A 19,999-nucleotide genomic window follows, 5' to 3' on the forward strand; every position below is an offset into this window, starting at 1 on the left:
GCGGGGCTGAACGGCATGCGGAACTCCCAGACATGGCTCGCCCGCCGTCATCCTCCCGCAGGAATCCCCTACTACCCTGTCACAGGGGCCCGGCGCACAATGGTTCCACAACGCTGAGACATGCCCCGTCCATCACGAGACCTCAAGGAGAAGACTCATGACAGGCAAGAAAATCCTGATGATTTGCGGCGATTACTGCGAAGACTACGAAACCATGGTGCCGTTCCAGACCCTGCTGGCGGTGGGCCATGAGGTGATCGCGGCCTGCCCCGGCAAGAAGGCAGGCGAACAGATCAAAACGGCGATACACGATTTCGAAGGGGCACAGACCTACAGCGAAAAGCCCGGCCATAATTTCACGCTCAATGGCAGTTTCGATAGCCTGAACCCCGCCGATTTCGATGCGCTGGTGATTCCTGGCGGCCGCGGCCCCGAGTATTTGCGCCTGAATGCCAAGGTGATCGCCGCCGTGCGCCATTTCTTCGAGGCCGGCAAGCCGGTGGCGGCGGTCTGCCATGGCGCGCAATTGCTGGCTGGCGCAGGCGTGCTGAAAGGGCGTTCATGCTCCGCCTACCCGGCCTGCCAGCCGGATGTGGAAACAGCCGGCGGCACCTATATGAATATTCCGGTAGATCAGGCGCATACAGACGGCAATCTGGTGACGGCCCCCGCCTGGCCTGCGCACCCGGCCTGGATGGCGCAATTCCTGAAAGTGCTGGGCACGCGCATCAGCCACGGCTGAAAGCTCTGCTGACACAAGAGCCGGGCGCATGGCGCGCCTGGCTCTACAATTGCGCCATGAATACCGTCAGCAAAACCCCAACTCCCATTCAGTATCGTATCGAACCTTTCGACCCGGCCGGGCACCGCTTCCGCGTGCGGCTGAAAATCGAACAGCCGGATGCCGGCGGCCAGTGCTTCGCGCTGCCTGCCTGGATTCCCGGCAGCTATCTGATACGCGATTTCGCGCGCCAGATCGAAACCATTTCCGCCCGCGCCGGCGGCACCGCCGTCGCGCTGCGCAAGCTGGACGATCACCGCTGGCAAGCCGATGCCGTCGATGGCCCGCTGGAGCTGGAATACACCGTTTATGCCTGGGACCTCTCCGTGCGCGGTGCGCACCTGGACGAAAGCCACGGCTTTTTCAATGGCACCAGCGTCTTCCTGCAAGTGATAGGCCAGGAAGACCGCCCCTGCCTGGTGGATATCGCCGCGCCAACCGGCATCAGCGGCTGGAAAGTGCATACCAGCCTGCCCGAAGCCCGAGGCCTGCCGGGCTGCGCCCGCCGCCACGGTTTCGGCAGCTATCTGGCGCCCGATTATGACGCGCTGATCGACCATCCCGTGGAAATGGGCACGCCGCTGGCCGCCCGTTTCGACGCCCATGGCGCCGAACATGAAATTGTCTTTACCGGCGTAGTGCCGCAACTGGACTTGCCCCGCATCATTGACGATGTGCGCCGCATTTGCGAAACGCAGATCGCCTTTTTCGAGCCCGACACCCGCCGCGCGCCGTTCCTCGACAGCGCCCGCCGCTATGTGTTCCTGGTACAGGTGACCGGTGACGGCTATGGCGGCCTGGAGCACCGCGCCAGCACGGCGCTGCTGGTCTCGCGCAACGACCTGCCGGTGCTGGGCGAGACCGAACAAAGCGATGGCTACCGCAGCTTCCTGGGGCTGGTCAGCCATGAGTATTTCCACACCTGGCACGTTAAACGCATCAAGCCCGCGGCCTTCTCGCCCTATGTGCTGGACCGCCCCGCGCATACGCGCCTCTTGTGGGTCTTCGAGGGCTTTACGTCTTACTACGATGATTTGATGCTGCTGCGCGCCGGCGTCATCAGCGAAGCCAATTATTTCAAGCTGCTGGGCAAGACGCTGCATGCGGTGCATAGCGGCACGGGCCGTTTCAAGCAATCCGTTGCACAAAGCAGCTTCGATGCCTGGACGCGTTACTACAAGCAGGACGAAAACTCCGTCAATGCGATTTCCAGCTATTACACCAAGGGTTCGCTGGTCGCCCTGGCGCTGGATCTCCACCTGCGCAATGCCAGCGGCGGCAAGAAATCGCTGGATGATGTCATGCGCCTGCTGTGGAAACGCTATGGGCGGGAGTTCTATCGCGGCCTGGCGCGCGGCATTCCGGAAGATGCCATGCCCGCCCTGGTGCAGGAAGCCACCGGCATTGATGCCTCGGCGGAAATCGCCGCATGGACTGAAGGCACGGACGACTTGCCGCTGCCGCAATTGTTTGCCACGCAAGGCTTGCAGGCCGCCCCCGCCGCGGCAAGCGGCACACCTGCGCTGGATATCCGCAGCCGCGCCAGCAATGACGGCGCCGGCATCGCCGCCGTGCATGAAGGCGGCGCCGCCCACCGTGGCGGGCTGTCGGCACAGGATGTCATTATTGCGGCCGATGGCCTGCGCATTGCTTCGGTCGATGCGCTCAACGCCATGCTGGCGCGCCGCCGATCTGGCGATGTGGTGCTGTTCCATGTGTTCCGCCGCGACGAACTGCGCCAATTCAAGGTCACGCTGAATCCGGCCCAGACGGGCAGCTGGACTATCAGCCGCAGCGCCAACGCGGCGAAGTAAAGCCGCCCGCCACACCCGCGGCAGGAAGGCCGCCCTCAGGCAGCGGAATGCCCTAAAATCCGGCGCATGAACCAGAGTTCCTTTTCTTCCGGCCTTCGCCGCGCCGTTCTCATCACCGGCGCTGCCCGACGCATGGGCAGCGCGATTGCGCTGGGCTTCGCGCAACGCGGGTGGGACGTCGTGATCCATCACCGCGCCAGCCCTGATGAAGCGCAGGCGACCGCCGACGCCGTGCGCGCCTGCGGCGTCCGGGCTGTCATCGTCACGGCCGACCTGGCGGAAGAAGGCGCCGCGGCACAGCTATTCGAGGATGCCCTGGCTGCCTTCGGCCAGCTCGATGCGGTCGTCAACAATGCCTCGCGCTTTGATTACGACGATGCCGACAGTTTCGGCCCGGACCTGCTGTTCGGCCACATGCAGCCCAATCTGGTGGCGCCCGTCGCCCTGGCGCGCGGCCTGGCCCGCCATGTGCGCGCGCGCCAGGGCAAGGGTGTGGTCATTAACCTGCTGGATCAGAAACTCTGGAACTACAACCCGGATTTTTTCAGCTACACACTGAGCAAGGCCGCGCTGGAATCCGCCACCACCATGCTGGCCCAGGCGCTGGCGCCGCATGTACGCGTGGTCGGCATTGCCCCAGGCCTGACCCTCCCCAGCCACCTGCAAACGCCGGAGGCCTTTGAGCAAACGCACCGCCTGGCCCCGCTGGGGCAAGCCAGCACGGCAGCCGATATCGCCGATGCCGCCGTCTTCATGGCGCACAATCCGGCGATTACCGGCACCACTCTGCTGGTGGATGGCGGCCAGCACCTGGTGGGCTTTGCCCGCGATTTCAGCATGATGGCGCCCGGCCCCGAGCACTGAGCACTGAGCACTAAGCACTGCGCCAACGCGCCTTGGGCGCCATCACTCACACTCTGCCGCGCCCATCCGCCCTTATTTTCCTGAACCACATCATCATGTACTTACGCCGCGTTTTCTTTTCCCGCCTGGCGGTGGACGCCAATATCGGCATTCTGGCCCACGAGCTGCGCACCACCCAGCCCCTGCATATCGACGCCGAATTCGACGTCATCATCCGCCAGCCGGTCAACGACCATGATATCCGCAGCGTGCTGGACTACCGCCAGTTGCGCGATACCATCATCGCGGAATGCACGCGCGGTCATGTCAATCTGATCGAAACCCTGTGCGAAAAAGTCGGCCTGCGCCTGCTGGCGGATTTCAGCGATATCCAGACCGTCAAACTGCGCATCAGCAAACCCACGGTTTTCTCGGATTGCGCGGCCGTTGGCGTAGAAGTCACCATGGACCGGAATACCACGCTATGAACCAGCCTGCGCACGCCTCTGCCTCAACGCATGCCGCCGACCAAGCCGCCGGCATGCCGCAAGACACCCCGGCACAACCCGCCGCCAGTGCCGCCCCCAGCGCCAGGGCGCTCGCCCGCGAACGCCTGGAAAACAATAAGCTCGCCAAGCGCCTGGCGCGCGAAACCACCCGCGCCATCTCTGACTACAACATGATCGAGGAAGGCGACCGGGTGATGGTCTGCCTGTCTGGCGGCAAGGATTCCTATGGCCTGCTCGATATTCTGATGCGCCTGCGCAGCCGCGCGCCGTTCCACTTCGATATCATCGCGGTCAACCTGGATCAGAAGCAGCCAGGCTTTCCCGACCATATCCTGCCGGAATACCTGCGCAGCCTGGATGTCCCCTTCCATATCGAAACCCAGGACACCTACTCCATCGTCACGCGCGTGGTTCCGGAAGGCAAGACCATGTGCTCGCTCTGTTCACGCCTGCGGCGCGGCATTCTGTACCGCGTCGCCGATGAACTGGGCGCCACCAAGATTGCGCTGGGCCACCATCGCGACGATATCCTGGCCACTTTCTTTTTGAATCTGTTCTATGGCGGCAAACTGAAAGGCATGCCGCCCAAGCTGGTATCCGATGACGGCCGCCATACGGTGATCCGGCCGCTGGCCTATGTCCATGAGCGCGACCTGATTGCCTACGCGCGCCACATGCAGTTCCCCATCATCCCCTGTAATCTGTGCGGCAGCCAGGAGAACCTCAAGCGCCAGGAAGTCGGGCGCATGATCGCCCAATGGGACAAGGAACAGCCTGGCCGCTCCTGGAATATTTTCAATGCCTTGGCGCGTGTCGTGCCTTCACACCTGATGGATCGCGAGCTCTTCGATTTCGCCGGGCTCAGGCCAACCGGCATTCCAGACACCGAAGGCGACAAGGCCTTTGATGGCGATGAGTTCCAGGACCCGCCAGCGCCAGACGAACATGACGCAGCCGATGACGCCATTTCCGTCATGGCAGCCATCCCTGCCACGCCCGTCACTCCCGTCACTCCCGTCACTCCTGCCACGCCCGCCATCGGCGCGGCCGTGCCGCTGAAAGAAACCGCGCTGACATTCGTGCGCCCGGCAAGCACCCGAAAAAGCTCGCCGGACACCAGCGGCGAAGCCCCCCAGGCCTGACTTCAACCCGCCCGGGAAAGCCTCTGACGCCCGGCAGCCCCGCTGCCGGGCAGCGCGTCACGCGACCACGTTCACCTTGGCCGAGGCTTGCCTGGCCTTGGCGCGCGCCGCTTCCACATCGTCCGCCACGGCCAGCGCCACACCCATCCGGCGCTTCACGAAGGATTCCGGTTTGCCAAACAGGCGCAGATCCACGCCCGGTTCGGCCAGCGCATCCGCCACCCCTTCAAAAGAAACGGCACCGGCCTGCACACCGCCATAAATCACGCTGCTCGCGCCCGGCTGACGCAAGGAAGCATCCACCGGCAAGCCCAGCAAGGCCCGCGCATGCAGCACGAATTCACTTTGCGTCTGCGTCACCATCGTGACCATGCCGGTATCGTGCGGACGCGGACTGACTTCCGAGAACCAGACCTGGTCCCCCGCGACAAACAGTTCCACGCCAAACACGCCCCAACCGCCCAGAGCGCCGGTGACCGCTGCGGCAATGTCCCGCGCGCGTGCCAGCGCGGCTTCCGACATGGGGTGCGGCTGCCAGCTTTCGACATAATCGCCATCCACTTGCCGATGGCCGATGGGCGCGCAAAAACTGGTTTGCGTCGAGCCGTCCGCCGCGCGCGAACGCACAGTCAACAAAGTGATTTCATAATCGAAATGGATGAAGCCTTCAACAATCGCGCGGCCGCCGCCCACCCGGCCGCCTTCCTGCGCCACGCGCCAGGCCTCGGCCACGGCATCCTGCGAACGGATAACCGACTGGCCCTTGCCTGACGACGACATCACGGGCTTGATCACGCAGGGGTAACCGATTGCGCCATCCTCTGCTCCATCAATGGCGGCCTGCAACTCCGCCAGGCTGTCAACAAATTGATAAGGCGAGGTCGGCAGGCCCAACTCTTCTGCCGCCAGGCGCCGGATGCCTTCGCGGTTCATGGTCAGGCGCGCCGCCCGTGCCGTCGGGGTGACCCGCGCCACGCCAGCCTGTTCCAGCTCAACCAGCAGATCGGTTGCAATGGCCTCTATCTCCGGGACGATAATATGCGGCCTTTCCTGCTCAACCACACGACGCAGCGCGTCACGATCCGTCATCGGAATCACGTGGGCGCGATGCGCGACCTGCTGGCCCGGCGCATTTTCATAGCGGTCAACCGCAATGACCTCGGCGCCCAGCTGCTGCAAGGCAATCACCACTTCCTTGCCCAGTTCGCCCGCGCCCAGCAGCATGACCCGCACCGCGCGGTCGGACAAAGGGGTACCCAGCACAACGGCGGCATTGGCGGTCGGCATGAACCTGCTCCATAAATGAATGACAATACACAAGAGGAAACGCCGCGAACGGCTGGCGCAATGCGCCATAATCCTGGCGGGCACGGCTGCCCGGCAGCTGCGGCTGCCCGGCAGCTGCGGCTGCCAGATTGCCACGCGCCTGGCGGCTTTGCAAATCCCAGATACGCCTGCGCGGTCTGCACTGCACTAAAATCCCGTTATGGACATCAACACCGCATTCACCCCTGAACTCGCGCTGGCCAGCGCTTTCCGGACGCTGGAAACCGAAGCGCAGGCCATTCTGGCGCTGCGTGACGGCCTGCGCACCGCCTTTCCCGACGCCGTAGCGCGCATCCTGGCCTGCAAAGGACGGGTGATTGTCACGGGTCTGGGCAAGACCGGCCATATCGCGACCAAAATCGCCGCAACGTTTGCGTCAACCGGCACCCCCTCGTTCTTCCTGCATGCCGCCGAAGCGGTACACGGCGATCTCGGCATGGTGACGGGCGCAGATATCCTGCTCGCCATTTCGCAATCCGGCGGCAGCCAGGAGCTGCTGACCATTCTGCCGGCGGTGCGCCGCCTGGGCGTCCCGGTTATCGCCATCAGCGGCAATCCGCAATCGGAACTTGCGCGCAATGCCGACATCTATCTCAGCAGCGCCGTCGCGCAGGAAGCCTGCCCGCTCAACCTGGCGCCCACGGCCAGCACCACTGCCGCGCTGGCGCTGGGCGATGCGCTGGCCGTTGCCTGCCTGGAAGCCCGGGGCTTCAATGCGCAGGATTTTGCCCGTTCGCACCCCGGCGGCGCGCTGGGCCGCCGCCTGCTGACGCTGGTGCGCGATGTCATGCGCCAGGGCGATGCGCTGCCTACCGTCTCCCTGCAAGCCAGCATGATCCAGGCACTGGAAGAAATCTCGCGCAAGGGCATGGGCATGACCATCGTGCTGGATGACACAGACCGCCCCTGCGGTATTTTCACAGATGGCGATCTGCGCCGCGTGCTGGAAAAGCGCGGCAGCATCACAGGTTTGAGCGTCAGCGAAGGCATGACGCGCCAGCCGCGCGCCATCCTCCCCGAAGCGCTGGCCGTCGATGCGGCCGCGCGCATGGACGAGCTGCGCGTCAGCCAGCTGCTCGTCACCGATGCCCAGGGCAAGCTGGTAGGCGCCCTGCACATGCATGACCTGATGGCCGCCAAGGTCATCTGACCCACCCGCCCGCATACCGTATCAAGGAAGCCAATGACCACGACCTCTCCGCTCAGCCCCACGCCGCACCCGATCGACGCGCTTGTCCTGTCGGGCCTGCCCGAAGCGACCCGTGAGCGCGCCGCGGCCGTGCGCCTGCTGGCGCTGGATGTGGACGGTGTCCTGACGGACGGCAGCCTGATTTATGGCGAACAGGGCGAAGCGCTCAAGCGCTTCAACGTTCTGGATGGTTACGGCCTGCAAATGCTGCGTGATAACGGCATTCTGGTCGCGCTGATTACCGGCCGCAAAGGCCTGATCCTGGAACGCCGCGCCGCGGATCTGGGCATCAGCATCGTGCTTCAGGGCGTGCGCGACAAATACAGCGCCCTGCAAGAGCTGGCGCGCGAACACAGCCTGCTGTTGTCGCAAACCGCTTTCATGGGCGACGATCTGATAGATGTGCCGGCCATGCAGCGCGCCGGCCTGGCCGCCAGCGTTCCCAACGCGCCAGCCTATGTGCGCCAGGCCGCGCACTGGGTCGCCAGCCTGTCTGGCGGCCATGGCGCCGTGCGCGAATATTGCGACCTGATTCTTGCTGCCCAGGGCAAACTGGGCCAGCGCGTGCAATCCGGCGGCGCTGGCGCGCCCGTCGTTCAGTAGCGGAGCCATCCATGCGCGACCGCATGCCTTCCCTGACTGCCCTGATCCTGCTGCTGGCCCTGGTGGCCGGTACCTGGTGGGCAGCCGATTACGCCCAGCGCTCCATCCCCATCGACCCGCCGCCGCGCATGACGCACGAGCCGGACGCCTGGGCAGAGGCCTTCGCCCTCATGCAGACCGATCCGCAGGGCCGCCCGACCAGCCGCCTGGAAGGCAGCCGCATGGAGCACTTCCCGGACGACGATTCCTACGCCGTGGATGCCCCGCGCGCCATCAGCCAGCAGGCAGCCAATCCGGTTACGATAGGCACAGCCCGCACCGGCATCATGGATCAAGACGGCAAGCGCATTACACTGCAGGGCGATGCCCGGCTGCTGCGCAAGGCAGATACCGACCGCCCGGCGCTGGAAGTCCGCAGCGAAGAAATCATTATCCTGCCGGACGAAGACCTGGCCTACACCGATGCGCCCGCCACCGTTACCCATGGAAAATCGCGCATGCAGGGCACCGGCATGCGCTACGACAATGCCAGCCGGCAGTTGAAGGTACAGTCTTCCACGCAAGTCCATATCGACGGCGAAAACCAGCCGGGGCTCCGATCCTCTCGTTCACGACAGCCATGAATCCATCCTTTCTTGCCCGCCCCATCCTCCTGTTGAGCGCCTGCGCCGCCCTGCTGTGCGGCGCCGCGCAGGCCCAGCAAGCAAATGCCGAAGACCCCAGCACGCAAATCCTGTCTGTCTCGCTGGAATATGACGACCTCAACCGCAGCAGCATTTTCTCCGGCGACGTCATCATGACGCGCGGCATGATGACCTTGAATGCCGACCGCCTGGAAATGCGGGAAGACAAGGACGGCTTCCAATATGGCACGGCAACCGCCAACAGCGGCAAACAGGTGCGCATCCGCCAGGAACGTCCGGAAAATGCCGAAATCTTCGAAGCCCGCGGCCAGCGCGCCGACTACGACAGCAAGGCAGAAACCATTGTGCTGAACGGCAATGCCAGCATTGTGCGCATGATTTGCGGCAAACCCTACGACCGCATCCATGGCGACCGTATCGTTTACAACCAGAAAAACGACACCTATTCGGCCAGCAGCGACTCCGGCCGGGTCCGTTCCGTGGCTCAGCCGCGCAACAAGACCGAGGCCGCCGCGGCTGAATGCCTGGGCCGCCCCGCCGCCAGGCAGCAATAAGGCACACGATGGCAAATATCTCCCCCTCCGCGCTGGGCAGCAAGAAGCCCGGCAGCCTGCGCGCCACCGGCCTGCGCAAAACCTATAACAAACGCACTGTGGTGCAAGACGTGTCCGTCTCCGTCGATAGCGGCGAAGTTGTCGGCCTGCTCGGCCCCAATGGCGCGGGCAAAACCACCAGTTTCTACATGATCGTCGGCCTGGTTCCGGCGGATGCCGGCCGCATTGAGATCGACGGCTACGACGCCACCGCGCTGCCCATCCATCGCCGGGCCCGCCTGGGGCTGTCCTACCTGCCCCAGGACGCTTCCGTCTTCCGCCGCCTGACGGTGGAACAGAACATCCGCGCCGTACTGGAACTGCAAATCGACGCCAATGGCAAATCCCTGCCCACCAAAGAGGTCGATGAACAGCTGGAAAACCTGCTGGACGAACTGCAGATCGACCATATCCGCGAAAGCATGGCGATTTCGCTCTCCGGCGGCGAGCGCCGCCGCGTGGAAATCGCCCGGGCGCTGGCGACCCGGCCCCGCTTCATCCTGCTCGATGAACCCTTCGCCGGCGTTGACCCCATCGCCGTGATCGAAATCCAGCGCATCGTGCGGTTTCTCAAGGGGCGCGGCATCGGCGTCCTCATTACCGACCACAACGTGCGCGAAACCCTGGGGATCTGTGACCGCGCCTACATCATCAGCGAAGGCAAGGTACTGACCAACGGCCACCCGGATGAAATCGTCGGGGACCCGGCGGTGCGGCGTGTGTACCTGGGCGAGCACTTCCGCATGTAAGACAGGCGGCAAAGCAGCATGTGCCGGGGGTTTGGCCGCAAACCCCCGGCAATTTCCGCACGGATTTGTCCTGCCTCATGGACAGTGTCAATGACAGCATAGGTGGGCTTGATTTCGGCGCTCATCCCGATACACTGGGAACATACGGCGGAAAAATATTCCGCCAGGCACCGGGGCTCAGGCCAGCAGGCAGGCGCCCCGGGATCATCACCCCGGAGGGAGCAATATGAATCTGAATATCAGCGGTCACCACCTGGAAGTCACCCCTGCCATCCGCGACTACGTCACCTCCAAGCTCTCCCGCGCCCTGGGCCGATTCGACAGCGTCATCGACGCCCAGGTCATTCTGTCGGTCGAGAAGCTGCGCCACAAGGCTGAAGTCACCGTCCGCGTCCCAGGCAAGGACTTGCACAGTGAAGCCGTGGAAGAAACCCTCTACGCCGCCATCGACCTGCTAGCCGACAAACTCGACAGGCAAGTCACCGACCACAAGAACCGTGTCCGCGACCACGCGCACGAATCCGCCAAACGCCAGGTCCTTGAATAACCCGGCAACAACCCGCACACCGCCCGCTCAGCCGGGCGGTGTGCGTTTCCGGCGCCTGCAAAGCGAAAAGATTTTTGCATTGCGGTATAAGTCCCTATAATGCGAAACCATGAACCATTTGTCGCGCATTCTGCCTGCCGGCAATGTCGTGCTCGATCTGCCCGTCACCAGTAAGAAACGGGCATTCGAGCAGGCCGGCCTGCTATTTGAAAACCATCACGGCCTGGCTCGCTCCACCGTGTTTGACAGCCTGTTCTCCCGGGAACGGCTGGGTTCCACCGCACTCGGCCACGGCGTTGCTGTTCCGCACGGCCGCGTCAAAGGCCTGACGCACGCGCTATCCGCGTTCTACCGCCTGGCGCAACCCATCCCTTTCGATGCCCCCGACGGCCAGCCCGTCAGCCTGCTGATGTTCCTGCTGGTACCGGAAACCGCTACCCAGCAGCACCTGGACATCCTGGCTGAACTGGCCCAGCTGCTTTCCGACAAAGCACTGCGCGAGCGCCTGATGACGGAAACTGACCCGGGCATCGTTCATCAACTGCTGACCCAATACACGCCTTCCGGGGCGTCTGGGGAATAGGGTCGCCCGCCATGGTGACGATCCGCAACCTGGTCGAGGACAACGCCCCCCTCGTCCCGTTTACCTGGATCGCCAGCGAAGCGGCCGCTGATCGCGAGATGCCCAATGATGGGGATTCGGCCGCCGATCTCATCGGGCACCTGAACCTGATCCATCCCGGACGCATTCAGGTTTTCGGCGACCAGGAAATTGCTTTCTACTGCCGCCTGGAGCGCCGCCGCCGCGGCCAGCATATGGCGGAACTGCTGGCAGCAGGCGTGCCAGCCATGATTCTTGCTGAAGACTCCATCAGCCGCACGCCCCCCGACCTCATCCAGGCCTGTGAAAGCCAGCAGGTTCCCTTGCTGGCCACGCCGATGCCGGCGGCACGCGTGATTGACCTGCTGCGCAATTATCTTGGCAAGCGCATGGCGCCCACCACAACCGTGCATGGCGTCTTCATGGACGTGCTCGGCCTGGGTGTGCTCATTACCGGCGAATCCGGCCTGGGGAAAAGCGAGCTGGCGCTGGAACTGATTTCGCGGGGCCACGGCCTGGTGGCCGACGATGCCGTCGATTTTGCCCGTACCGCCCCCACCCTGGTCGAGGGCTATTGCCCGCCGCTCCTACAGAATCTTCTGGAAGTGCGGGGCCTGGGGCTGCTGGACATCCGAACCATCTTCGGCGAAACCTCGGTGCGGCGTAAAATGCCGCTCAAACTCATTGTCCACCTGGTGCGCTCCAGCGCCACTGAGAAATTCGAACGCCTGCCATTGCAGGACCTGAGCCAGGATGTGCTAGGCTTACCCATACGCAGGGTCATGCTCCAGGTAGCGGCAGGCCGCAACCTGGCCGTTCTGGTCGAAGCCGCCGTGCGTAACACCATCCTCAAGTTGCGTGGCATAGATACCTTGGGAGAATTCATGAGCCGCCAATCCCAGGCCATCATGCAGGGAATAGACAAGCCATGAATCCGCCGGTTCAGGATATCGTCATCATCACCGGCATATCCGGCTCCGGCAAATCCGTTGCGCTGCGCATGCTGGAGGATTCAGGCTACACCTGTATCGACAACCTGCCCATCCGTTATCTGCAGGATTTCTGCGTCGATCTGAATTCACAGCCGCCCAGCCACGCGGCCGTTGCCATTGATGCCCGCTCGCCCGGGGAAATTGAAGACCTGCCGGAAGCGCTCACCGCCATCCGCTCCATGGGTATCCCATTGCGCGTGGTGTTCCTGGATGCCAGCACAGAAGCCCTGGTGCAGCGCTACTCCGAATCCCGCCGCCGCCATCCGCTGACAGACAGGCTATCCGCCTCCGGCAAGACGCTGACTCTGACGGAATGCATCCAGCAGGAACGCGAACTGCTGGCGCCGCTGCGCGAACAGGAACACATCATCGACACCTCCTATCTCAGCCCGGCGCAATTGCGCCACTGGATCGGCCAGGTTGTCCAGGTGGAACGGCTGCCGCTGCTGCTCACCTTCGAATCCTTTGCCTACAAGATCGGCGTGCCCAGCGACGCCGACCTGGTCTTTGATGCCCGCTGCCTGCCCAACCCGCACTATGACGCCGCCTTGCGCCCGCTGACCGGCAAAGATGCGCCAGTGGCCAAATGGCTGGAAGGCTATGCGCAAGTCGGCGAAATGATCGACGATATCTACGGCCTGGTACGCAAATGGCTGCCGCGCTATATGCAGGATACCCGCAGCTATCTCACCGTTGCGGTGGGCTGTACCGGGGGCCAGCACCGTTCCGTCTATGTCGTGGAACAGCTCGCCCTGCGCTTTGCTTCCCATTCCCCCCTGCTGGTGCGGCACCGCTCGCCCATCCATATTCCCCGCGCATGAGACCCGGCGCGTCCGTCATTCTGCCTGTCACGGCGGCGCGCCGCTGGCCCTGGCTGCTGCTGGCCTGCGTGCTGGCCGTCCTGCTGGCGGCCTGCGGCAGCGCGCCCAAACGCGGCGGCGGCTATTACAAGGATGATGGCCCGCATGCGCGCGTGCCCTCTGACCTGGACAAAGTCCCGGACGCCGTGCCCCGCGTGGAACCTTACGCCAGCGGCCCCAACCGCCCCTACAGCGTTTTCGGCAAGAAATATGTGCCGGACACCAGCGGCCGCGCCTACCGTAACCGCGGCACCGCTTCCTGGTATGGCAAGAAATTCCACGGCCAACCGACGTCCAACGGCGAAACCTACGATATGTACAAGATGACGGCAGCGCATCCCACGCTGCCCATCCCCAGCTATGCGAAGGTGACCCGTACCGCCAATGGCCGCAGTGTCATTGTCCGCATCAATGACCGCGGCCCTTTCCATGATGGCCGCATCATCGACCTTTCCTACGCCGCCGCCCACAGGCTGGACATCATCGCCCCCGGCAGCGGTGAAGTGCTGGTCGAATGGATCAGCCCGGACGACATCCGCGGCAACCGGGTGCCGCAGCCCTCAGGCCCGGCCCCCGCCGTCGCGCTTGCCGTCCCCCCCGACCCCGCTCCTGCCCTAAGCACATCCGGCGTTTCCGGCTCAAGTTCAGGCATCTTCCTGCAACTGGGGGCTTTTGGCTCAGCAGAAAACGCCAATGCCTTCCTGGCGCAAATGCGCGGCGCACTCAACAACGATCCCCGCCTGCGGCTGGAACAAGGCGGCAATGGCATCTACCGCGTCCGTCTGGGCCCCTACCCGGACCGCCGCAGCGCGGAAGATGCGGCCAGCCATATCGGCCGCCAGCTGGGCATATCGCCTTCCATCGCTTTGCAACCCTGAGAAACCGCTGCTCGTGAATGCCGCGCGCCGCTTTCTGCTATACCTGCTGTTAGGCTTGGCGCTGCTTGCATTGGCTGCCTTGGCCTACACCCGTATCATGGGCCGGCTGGCGCCAGGCGTGCCGCCAGCTGTCGAACAAGGGATGCCGCAGGCCGATCTGGTGCGTGTTTACAAATCCGCCAGACGCATGGAACTCTGGCAGGAAAACAAGCTGCTGGGCAGCTATCGCATTGCCCTTGGCGGCGCGCCAGAAGCCGGGCATAAACAAAAATCGGGCGATCAGCGCACACCGGAAGGCCGTTATGTGATCGACTGGCGCAACCCGCGCTCGCGGGCTTATCTCAGCCTGCACATTTCCTACCCCAATGCGCAGGATCGCCAGGCGGCCGCTGCCGCGGGCTACCCGCCAGGCGGCGATATCATGATCCACGGCCTGCCCAATGGGTGGGGCGCCTTCGGCCCCATCCACCACTGGATGGACTGGACCGACGGCTGCATCGGCGTCAGCAACGATGAAATGCGGGAAATCTGGTCGCGGGTTCCTAACGGCACCGCCATAGAAATCAAAGCCTGAGCCGCCCGCCAGGGTGGACAATTCCAGCACTGGCCGGCTTCCCCCGCTGGCTCAGGCGCGGCAGACTGGCGCCATGGCCTCAATCTGCTTCATTCTTGCGTTGCAAGGCACGGCGATAAATCGCATCGCGATCGCCCCCCGTCACCTTCTGCGCCACCTTCACCGCGTCACGCAAGGACAAGCTCTCCAGCAGTGCATCCAGCAGCGTATCGAGCGCGGGATCCCCTGCATCGGCCGCATCCTCATCCTCATCGCTGATTTGCGCCTCGCTTTCGTGCAGAATCAGCACGAACTCCCCTTGGCCGCGGTGCGGCTGGGCTTCCAGCCAGGCCTGGGCGCCAGCAGCCGGCACCGTCGCCACCTCTTCGAAGCGCTTGCTCAACTCACGCGCAATCGTTATCCGCCGTTGCGGGCCGCCGATCTCCAGCACATCGGCCAAGGTCGCCTTAAGCCGGTGCGGCGACTCGAAAAACACCACGGGCGCGGCCAACGCCGCCCAGCGCCGCAGCCAGCGCTGGCGCGCCATACTCTTGTGGGGCGCAAACCCGGCGAAAGCAAAAGCCGGGTTTTCATCCGACGTCGCGCCACTGGCCATCAAGGCAGCAATCACCGCGCTCGGGCCCGGCACCGGCACCACCTGATAGCCCGCTTCCCGCACGGCACGCACCACGCGCGCGCCAGGGTCGCTGACCGCTGGCGCACCCGCGTCAGATACCAGGGCCACCCGCTGCCCAGCCGCCAGGCGTTCCAGAATATCCTGCGCCGCGCTGGCCTCGTTGTGGCGATGCGCCGCCATCAGGGGCGTGGACAGGCCCCAGGCGTCGAACAGGGTGCGGGTCACACGGGTATCCTCGGCCGCCACCACATCGACCTTGGCCAGCGCCTGCCAGGCCCGCACGCTCAAATCGCCCAAATTGCCGATGGGCGTGGCCACCACGTACAGGGCGGAAGCAGGCCAATGCTGCGCCAGCACTTTCTCTGCGGCACGCAGCCAGGCCGAAGGCGCGGATAGGAAAATATCGGATGTCTCGTTCATCCCGCGAGGATACTATTTTCAGCGGCGCCGCGTACGCCCCGATCTGGCAGCAAATCGAACAAGCGCAAAAGCGCGCGCGGCGCAACCGCAAGCGGCGGCTGGCACGGCAACACGCCGGACACGGCGGCGCCGTAACGCCGCCCGCGCCATACGCCCCTGCGCACCCGCCATCCCGCCCAGCCTCGCAGCACGGGCCTGCCCGCCAGCTCGGCGACCGCGCGGAAGATCTCGCCCTGGCGCACCTGCAAGCCGCCGGGCTGCGACTGCTGGCGCGCAACCTGCAATGCCGCGCCGGAGAAATCGACCTCGTCATGCGCGACGGCCAGGAACTTGTCTTCGTGGAAGTCCGCCAGCGCAGCGATTGCCGCCATGGCGGCGCGGCGGCCAGCGTAGATGCCGGTAAACAAAGGCGGTTGCTGGCCACTGCAGCGCGGTTTCTTCCGCAGATCCAACGTGTCTATTTCCATGGCAGAGAACCGCGCTGCCGCTTTGACGTGCTTGCCATCGACGGTCGCACCATCCACTGGCTGAAAAGCGCCTTCCTCAGCTAGGTTCCAGCTCAAGAGCCGCCTCCCCCTGAATGCCCTCGCCATTCAGAGCCATGAACAAAAGCCAGCGCACACCTATGAATACGACAATATTTTCCGGAAATTGACAAAAATCATCGGCTAGAACCGTAACAGATTTGAGAATTGCACTCATTCTCTAATTCGTCATTGTCTGACCTGAAAGCCTTGATGAAGTCGTGCTGCTTTTCCATGCTCCCGCCGTGCCCCCGATTCCGCGCCCATTTGATCGAATTCCCATGATCACGGGACAACACCAGATAGAACATGTCTTCAGAACACTGCTCCCCGCCCAAACTCCTGGCGCTCATCATCGCCGGCCTCGGCTACGTTGCCAGCGGTTTACCGCCAGTTGCCGCCCAGCCATTGGCTGCCGACATCCGGACAGCTGAGCCCAAAAATCCGCCGCGGGCATCTGAAACACTCCCTCAGCCTCATGAGGCTTCTCAAGACAGCACGGACGGTATCACTCAGTTGCATGCAGTCGAAGTTGTCGCCCCTGAACGCACGGATGACGAGAAAGGCGCTGACGATGTCTTCCACAAGAACGTCTCAAACGTTTATATGGGCAAGGAAGAAATCGAACGCTACCGCATCGACGCAGCGGGCGACGTGCTCAAGGGCCTCAACGGCGTTTACAACATGAACACTCGCACCGCTGGCGGTGCCATCACGCCGAATATCCGCGGTATTTCCGGAAAGGGGCGCATCCCCGTCACCATAGACGGCACGGAACAAACCGTGGATGTCTGGCAGAACAACTATGGCGTCGGTGACCGCAACTACGTCGATCCCGCCCTGTTCCGCAGCATCGCCGTCGATAAGAGCCCGGATCTCAGCCGCAATATGAAGCCGGGCGTCGGCGGCTCCATCGCCATTCGCACCATTGAAGCCAGTGACATCGTCAAGAACGGCGACACCTGGGCGCTGCAGCTCAAGCTGGAAGGTGCAAACAATACGATCAAGCCACAGAACAAGCTTGACCAATTCCTGGGTAAGGACTATCGCCGCGTCGGCGGCACCGCCGATGGCGCCGGCGGCGGTTTCCAGAATGGTGAGCTCAGCCCTTACGCCCTGCTCATGGATGACGTCGATGCCCCCAGGGACAAGGGCAGCGCTGACAACTGGCGTTTCGGTGGAGACAAGTCTGCCATGCTCGCGGCTGCGTTTCAGACGGATATTACCGATGGCCTGCTGAGTTACGCCTATCGCAACAAGGGCAATTATTTCGCCGGCAAGAACGGCGTGGGCGATTATCTGGACAATCCGATCTACGACATGGACAACTGCGGTATCGACTGCAAAAGTTCAGCGGCCTTTGTCCCCAACATGGGAGAGATGTATCCGGCCGGTGCAGAAGTCTTCAACAGCAATACCCGTACCGAAACACTGCTGGCCAAGAACAACTGGCACTTCGGCGACAACCAGAAACTCAGCCTGCAATACATGCGCACGGATGTGCGATTCGGCGAGATCAATCCATTCCAGTCCACCTGGGCGCTGAATTTCTATGAGTTGAACCCTGACTTCATCGACCAGCCCAAACCGCCACAAACCCAGAACATTGACTCCAAGATCCGCTCGGATACCTGGAAGCTAGGGTACGAATTCAAACCCGAAGACAACCGCTGGGTAGATCTTGAGGCCAGTCTCTGGCGCGTCAAAACCGACAGCGTCCGTCATCAGAGCGGCGGCATGTCCCTGGCGGTCAATACGCCCGACACCATGCACGATGCCTGGTACTGGTGCAATGTACGCAATACGACGCCATGGAGTATGGCGGAATCTACTTGCGAAGAACTGGGCGATATGTGGGGCTTCGACAAAAGCACCACGCTAGACGAAATCATCGCTGAATCCGATGCCATCTTCGGCACCGAAGGCAAGAAGATCATTTCCGGCGCACAGCAAACCACCCAGGTGACGCGCAACGGCGCCAATCTCAGCAATCGCTTCAAGTTGGCGCCCAACTTCAATTTGACCCTGGGCGCAGACATCCAGCGCGAGAAACTCGGGGAAGAAAGCACCATCATCAACAGTGACGACCTTTTCAACATCTACGGCACTGTCACCGGACTGGCCAAACTTGCCGGGCCGCGCAGCGGCAAAAGGCAGGAATGGGGCATGACCATGACGACGGACTGGCAGCCAGTTTCCTGGCTCAATGTCCAGGCTGGCGTGCGCTATACCCGCTTCAAGGGCGAAGACACGGCAATGTCCGAAGAACGGCAACAACGCAACGAACAGTTCGCCTGGGGCGGGGGCTTCAACGAATATATCGACGCCTACTCCCTGCCGTATTGGGAAATCGGCTCTGCGGAGTTCAAGGCGGATTATGAAAACCAGAGGGATCTCTTTGACCAATGGGCGAACACTATCGGAAAAGATAACCCTTTAGGCGATCCCGCAGCCGCACAACGCGCTACGGAATCCTCTCAGGCGTTCACCAAGCAATATGGGGTAACGCCTAATTCCGTCCGGTCAATCTCGCAGAACGGACAGATAATTTACTACCAGTTCCGCTCCGACAATGTCATTCCATTTCGCAACGGGAAACCGGATAGTTCGGCGTCAACTTTGACGCCAGGCATGTTCGATGAGAAAGTCAGCACGCCTCAGGCAACGGAAGGCGAATACTACAAATACCTGATGGGCGGCCCAAAGCCTGATGCCCTCCCCTACGAAGAATGGAAGCTTCTCCCTAGCACTACCCGCCAAGTCACGACCGCCGCAGGGGAGTACAACCCTAACGGAGATTACTCCGGAGCGCTGAAAGCCATCACCCGACCCATCACCGACGACCAGAAGTGGGCTCGGCCAGAAAAACTGAAAGGCGATGCCTGGGCACCCATGCTGGCGCTGACCGTTTCGCTCAGCCCACAACAACGCCTGTTTGCCCGCTATGCGGAAATGACGCGTTTTCCAAGTATTTACGAGGCCACATCCACTGCCATCGACGGGCTGGTCAGCATGCCTACTGCGCCAGGCTTCGATCTCAAGCCGGAACGCAGCCGGAACTGGGAAATCGGCTATGCCTTCGATTTCACCCCGTATTGGGACAAGCTGGATTATGGCGACATCCGCCTGAGCTACTTCAGCAATACGATCAGAAATGTCATTGATACGACCGAGGCGCGGCGCATCACGCAATATGACAAGAAGATTGTCAAAGGGCTGGAGTTTCAAAGCCGTATCGACACTGGCGGCTTCTTTGCTTCTGCCGGTGTCACCTACCGCCTGAAAAATGTCACCTGCGATGCCGATACCGCATTTGCCTTTGATATGTACCTGCGCCGTATTCCCGAATGCATAGAGGGCGGATTTGGCGTCACGCGTTTCTACCAGTCCCAGCAGCCCAAGTATTCGATCAATGTGGATCTGGGTACGCGCCTGCTGGATCGCAAGCTTGAACTGGGCGTGCGCGGCATTTATCACAGCGATGTCAAAACCAGCCAGTACGACCGCCTGCTGCAACAGGGGCTGGCCGACATCTTCACCTTCACTGGCAAGCCTTACCACTGGCGCCCCACGCTGCTCCTGGATGCCTATGGCCGTTATCAGATCAACGACACCCTGTCAGTCAATGCCAGTGTCACCAACCTGACCAACCGCTACTACCTGGACCCGATGTCCAACGTCGCTGCGCCCGGCCCTGGCCGCACCGTCATGCTGGGCATGCAAGCCCTGTTCTGAACCGTCTTTTGCCGGTTTTCAAACGCAAAACCGGATGCTTACCCACTCTCACAAGGAAG

Annotated in this window: 20 protein-coding genes and 1 pseudogene; 18 read left to right on the forward strand and 3 right to left on the reverse strand. The window is 62.6% G+C overall.

Annotated features, from left to right (window positions below):
* The first annotated feature begins 157 nt into the window (after window positions 1-157).
* From ACTJGZ_RS00425 to ttcA, 5 genes and pseudogenes are all read left to right on the forward strand, one after another.
* On the forward strand, window positions 158-742 hold the full coding sequence (locus ACTJGZ_RS00425) for a DJ-1/PfpI family protein (protein WP_441660986.1): 585 nt from the start codon (window positions 158-160) through the stop codon (window positions 740-742).
* Window positions 743-798: 56 nt separating this feature from the next.
* Window positions 799-2,595, forward strand: coding sequence for a M61 family metallopeptidase (locus tag ACTJGZ_RS00430; RefSeq protein WP_441660987.1), 1,797 nt, complete (start codon window positions 799-801; stop codon window positions 2,593-2,595).
* Between the two features lie 66 nt (window positions 2,596-2,661).
* Window positions 2,662-3,459: an SDR family oxidoreductase gene (locus ACTJGZ_RS00435; protein WP_441660988.1), complete on the forward strand. Its 798-nt coding sequence runs from the start codon at window positions 2,662-2,664 to the stop codon at window positions 3,457-3,459.
* A 95-nt stretch (window positions 3,460-3,554) separates the two neighbouring features.
* Window positions 3,555-3,926: a dihydroneopterin aldolase gene (locus ACTJGZ_RS00440; RefSeq protein WP_441660989.1), complete on the forward strand. Its 372-nt coding sequence runs from the start codon at window positions 3,555-3,557 to the stop codon at window positions 3,924-3,926.
* Between the two features lie 53 nt (window positions 3,927-3,979).
* Window positions 3,980-4,888: pseudogene (gene ttcA / locus ACTJGZ_RS00445) on the forward strand (tRNA 2-thiocytidine(32) synthetase TtcA); the annotation flags it as partial.
* Between the two features lie 258 nt (window positions 4,889-5,146).
* On the opposite strand, the gene purT reads toward ttcA, so the two are convergent.
* Window positions 5,147-6,376 carry a formate-dependent phosphoribosylglycinamide formyltransferase gene (gene purT / locus ACTJGZ_RS00450; RefSeq protein WP_441660990.1) on the reverse strand — a complete coding sequence of 410 codons (1,230 nt, stop codon included), beginning with the start codon at window positions 6,374-6,376 and terminating at the stop codon, window positions 5,147-5,149.
* Between the two features lie 199 nt (window positions 6,377-6,575).
* Here purT and ACTJGZ_RS00455 point away from each other — a divergent pair, with 199 nt between their 5' ends.
* The 11 genes from ACTJGZ_RS00455 to ACTJGZ_RS00505 all read left to right on the forward strand — a co-directional run bounded on the left by ACTJGZ_RS00455 (window position 6,576) and on the right by ACTJGZ_RS00505 (window position 14,645).
* The gene (locus tag ACTJGZ_RS00455) at window positions 6,576-7,565 is read left to right on the forward strand and encodes a KpsF/GutQ family sugar-phosphate isomerase (RefSeq protein WP_441660991.1); all 990 of its coding nucleotides are present in this window, start codon (window positions 6,576-6,578) and stop codon (window positions 7,563-7,565) included.
* Window positions 7,566-7,598: 33 nt separating this feature from the next.
* Complete coding sequence (locus ACTJGZ_RS00460) at window positions 7,599-8,207, forward strand: KdsC family phosphatase (RefSeq protein WP_441660992.1); 609 nt, start codon at window positions 7,599-7,601, stop codon at window positions 8,205-8,207.
* Between the two features lie 11 nt (window positions 8,208-8,218).
* Window positions 8,219-8,830 (forward strand): LPS export ABC transporter periplasmic protein LptC, encoded by a 612-nt coding sequence (gene lptC, locus ACTJGZ_RS00465; RefSeq protein WP_441660993.1) that lies wholly within the window; start codon window positions 8,219-8,221, stop codon window positions 8,828-8,830.
* Complete coding sequence (lptA, locus tag ACTJGZ_RS00470) at window positions 8,827-9,405, forward strand: lipopolysaccharide transport periplasmic protein LptA (protein WP_441660994.1); 579 nt, start codon at window positions 8,827-8,829, stop codon at window positions 9,403-9,405. Before lptC ends, lptA begins: the two co-directional genes overlap by 4 nt.
* 8 nt (window positions 9,406-9,413) lie before the next feature.
* A complete protein-coding gene (gene lptB / locus ACTJGZ_RS00475; RefSeq protein WP_441660995.1) occupies window positions 9,414-10,193 on the forward strand; it encodes an LPS export ABC transporter ATP-binding protein in 780 nt (259 codons plus the stop codon).
* 226 nt (window positions 10,194-10,419) lie between these two features.
* Window positions 10,420-10,740: a ribosome hibernation-promoting factor, HPF/YfiA family gene (gene hpf, locus ACTJGZ_RS00480; RefSeq protein ID WP_441660996.1), complete on the forward strand. Its 321-nt coding sequence runs from the start codon at window positions 10,420-10,422 to the stop codon at window positions 10,738-10,740.
* 109 nt (window positions 10,741-10,849) lie between these two features.
* A complete protein-coding gene (locus ACTJGZ_RS00485; RefSeq protein WP_441660997.1) occupies window positions 10,850-11,323 on the forward strand; it encodes a PTS sugar transporter subunit IIA in 474 nt (157 codons plus the stop codon).
* Window positions 11,324-11,334: 11 nt separating this feature from the next.
* Complete coding sequence (gene hprK, locus ACTJGZ_RS00490) at window positions 11,335-12,273, forward strand: HPr(Ser) kinase/phosphatase (RefSeq protein ID WP_441660998.1); 939 nt, start codon at window positions 11,335-11,337, stop codon at window positions 12,271-12,273.
* Window positions 12,270-13,154, forward strand: coding sequence for an RNase adapter RapZ (gene rapZ / locus ACTJGZ_RS00495; RefSeq protein ID WP_441660999.1), 885 nt, complete (start codon window positions 12,270-12,272; stop codon window positions 13,152-13,154). Before hprK ends, rapZ begins: the two co-directional genes overlap by 4 nt.
* Window positions 13,151-14,071, forward strand: coding sequence for a septal ring lytic transglycosylase RlpA family protein (locus ACTJGZ_RS00500; protein WP_441661000.1), 921 nt, complete (start codon window positions 13,151-13,153; stop codon window positions 14,069-14,071). The genes rapZ and ACTJGZ_RS00500 overlap by 4 nt, the downstream gene beginning before the upstream one ends.
* Window positions 14,072-14,084: 13 nt before the next feature.
* The gene (locus ACTJGZ_RS00505; protein ID WP_441661001.1) at window positions 14,085-14,645 is read left to right on the forward strand and encodes a L,D-transpeptidase family protein; all 561 of its coding nucleotides are present in this window, start codon (window positions 14,085-14,087) and stop codon (window positions 14,643-14,645) included.
* Between the two features lie 79 nt (window positions 14,646-14,724).
* Here ACTJGZ_RS00505 and rsmI read toward each other — a convergent pair whose 3' ends face one another.
* A complete protein-coding gene (gene rsmI, locus ACTJGZ_RS00510) occupies window positions 14,725-15,681 on the reverse strand; it encodes a 16S rRNA (cytidine(1402)-2'-O)-methyltransferase (RefSeq protein ID WP_441661002.1) in 957 nt (318 codons plus the stop codon).
* On the opposite strand from rsmI, the gene ACTJGZ_RS00515 reads away from it, so the two are divergent.
* Window positions 15,669-16,232 carry a YraN family protein gene (locus ACTJGZ_RS00515; RefSeq protein ID WP_441661003.1) on the forward strand — a complete coding sequence of 188 codons (564 nt, stop codon included), beginning with the start codon at window positions 15,669-15,671 and terminating at the stop codon, window positions 16,230-16,232. The two genes, rsmI and ACTJGZ_RS00515, sit on opposite strands and share 13 nt — an antisense overlap.
* On the opposite strand, the gene ACTJGZ_RS00520 is transcribed toward ACTJGZ_RS00515, so the two are convergent.
* Window positions 16,225-16,383: a hypothetical protein gene (locus tag ACTJGZ_RS00520; RefSeq protein ID WP_441661004.1), complete on the reverse strand. Its 159-nt coding sequence runs from the start codon at window positions 16,381-16,383 to the stop codon at window positions 16,225-16,227. The two genes, ACTJGZ_RS00515 and ACTJGZ_RS00520, sit on opposite strands and share 8 nt — an antisense overlap.
* 338 nt (window positions 16,384-16,721) lie before the next feature.
* On the opposite strand from ACTJGZ_RS00520, the gene ACTJGZ_RS00525 reads away from it, so the two are divergent.
* Window positions 16,722-19,940 carry a TonB-dependent receptor domain-containing protein gene (locus ACTJGZ_RS00525; protein ID WP_441661005.1) on the forward strand — a complete coding sequence of 1,073 codons (3,219 nt, stop codon included), beginning with the start codon at window positions 16,722-16,724 and terminating at the stop codon, window positions 19,938-19,940.
* The last annotated feature ends 59 nt before the right edge of the window (window positions 19,941-19,999 follow it).

The organism is Kerstersia sp., assembly GCF_052103615.1.
Taxonomy (GTDB): domain Bacteria; phylum Pseudomonadota; class Gammaproteobacteria; order Burkholderiales; family Burkholderiaceae_B; genus Kerstersia.

Excerpts from the sequence above, each read along its gene's own strand:
- ACTJGZ_RS00520 (WP_441661004.1), bottom strand. The coding sequence starts at position 16,383 with ATGAGTGCAATTCTCAAATCTGTTACGGTTCTAGCCGATGATTTTTGT.
- purT (WP_441660990.1), bottom strand. The coding sequence starts at position 6,376 with ATGCCGACCGCCAATGCCGCCGTTGTGCTGGGTACCCCTTTGTCCGAC.
- ACTJGZ_RS00455 (WP_441660991.1), top strand. The coding sequence starts at position 6,576 with ATGGACATCAACACCGCATTCACCCCTGAACTCGCGCTGGCCAGCGCT.
- rapZ (WP_441660999.1), top strand. The coding sequence starts at position 12,270 with ATGAATCCGCCGGTTCAGGATATCGTCATCATCACCGGCATATCCGGC.
- ACTJGZ_RS00425 (WP_441660986.1), top strand. The coding sequence starts at position 158 with ATGACAGGCAAGAAAATCCTGATGATTTGCGGCGATTACTGCGAAGAC.
- ACTJGZ_RS00435 (WP_441660988.1), top strand. The coding sequence starts at position 2,662 with ATGAACCAGAGTTCCTTTTCTTCCGGCCTTCGCCGCGCCGTTCTCATC.
- ACTJGZ_RS00500 (WP_441661000.1), top strand. The coding sequence starts at position 13,151 with ATGAGACCCGGCGCGTCCGTCATTCTGCCTGTCACGGCGGCGCGCCGC.
- lptC (WP_441660993.1), top strand. The coding sequence starts at position 8,219 with ATGCGCGACCGCATGCCTTCCCTGACTGCCCTGATCCTGCTGCTGGCC.
- ACTJGZ_RS00515 (WP_441661003.1), top strand. The coding sequence starts at position 15,669 with ATGTCTCGTTCATCCCGCGAGGATACTATTTTCAGCGGCGCCGCGTAC.
- ACTJGZ_RS00430 (WP_441660987.1), top strand. The coding sequence starts at position 799 with ATGAATACCGTCAGCAAAACCCCAACTCCCATTCAGTATCGTATCGAA.
- ACTJGZ_RS00460 (WP_441660992.1), top strand. The coding sequence starts at position 7,599 with ATGACCACGACCTCTCCGCTCAGCCCCACGCCGCACCCGATCGACGCG.
- ACTJGZ_RS00485 (WP_441660997.1), top strand. The coding sequence starts at position 10,850 with ATGAACCATTTGTCGCGCATTCTGCCTGCCGGCAATGTCGTGCTCGAT.
- lptB (WP_441660995.1), top strand. The coding sequence starts at position 9,414 with ATGGCAAATATCTCCCCCTCCGCGCTGGGCAGCAAGAAGCCCGGCAGC.
- ACTJGZ_RS00440 (WP_441660989.1), top strand. The coding sequence starts at position 3,555 with ATGTACTTACGCCGCGTTTTCTTTTCCCGCCTGGCGGTGGACGCCAAT.
- lptA (WP_441660994.1), top strand. The coding sequence starts at position 8,827 with ATGAATCCATCCTTTCTTGCCCGCCCCATCCTCCTGTTGAGCGCCTGC.
- rsmI (WP_441661002.1), bottom strand. The coding sequence starts at position 15,681 with ATGAACGAGACATCCGATATTTTCCTATCCGCGCCTTCGGCCTGGCTG.
- hpf (WP_441660996.1), top strand. The coding sequence starts at position 10,420 with ATGAATCTGAATATCAGCGGTCACCACCTGGAAGTCACCCCTGCCATC.
- hprK (WP_441660998.1), top strand. The coding sequence starts at position 11,335 with ATGGTGACGATCCGCAACCTGGTCGAGGACAACGCCCCCCTCGTCCCG.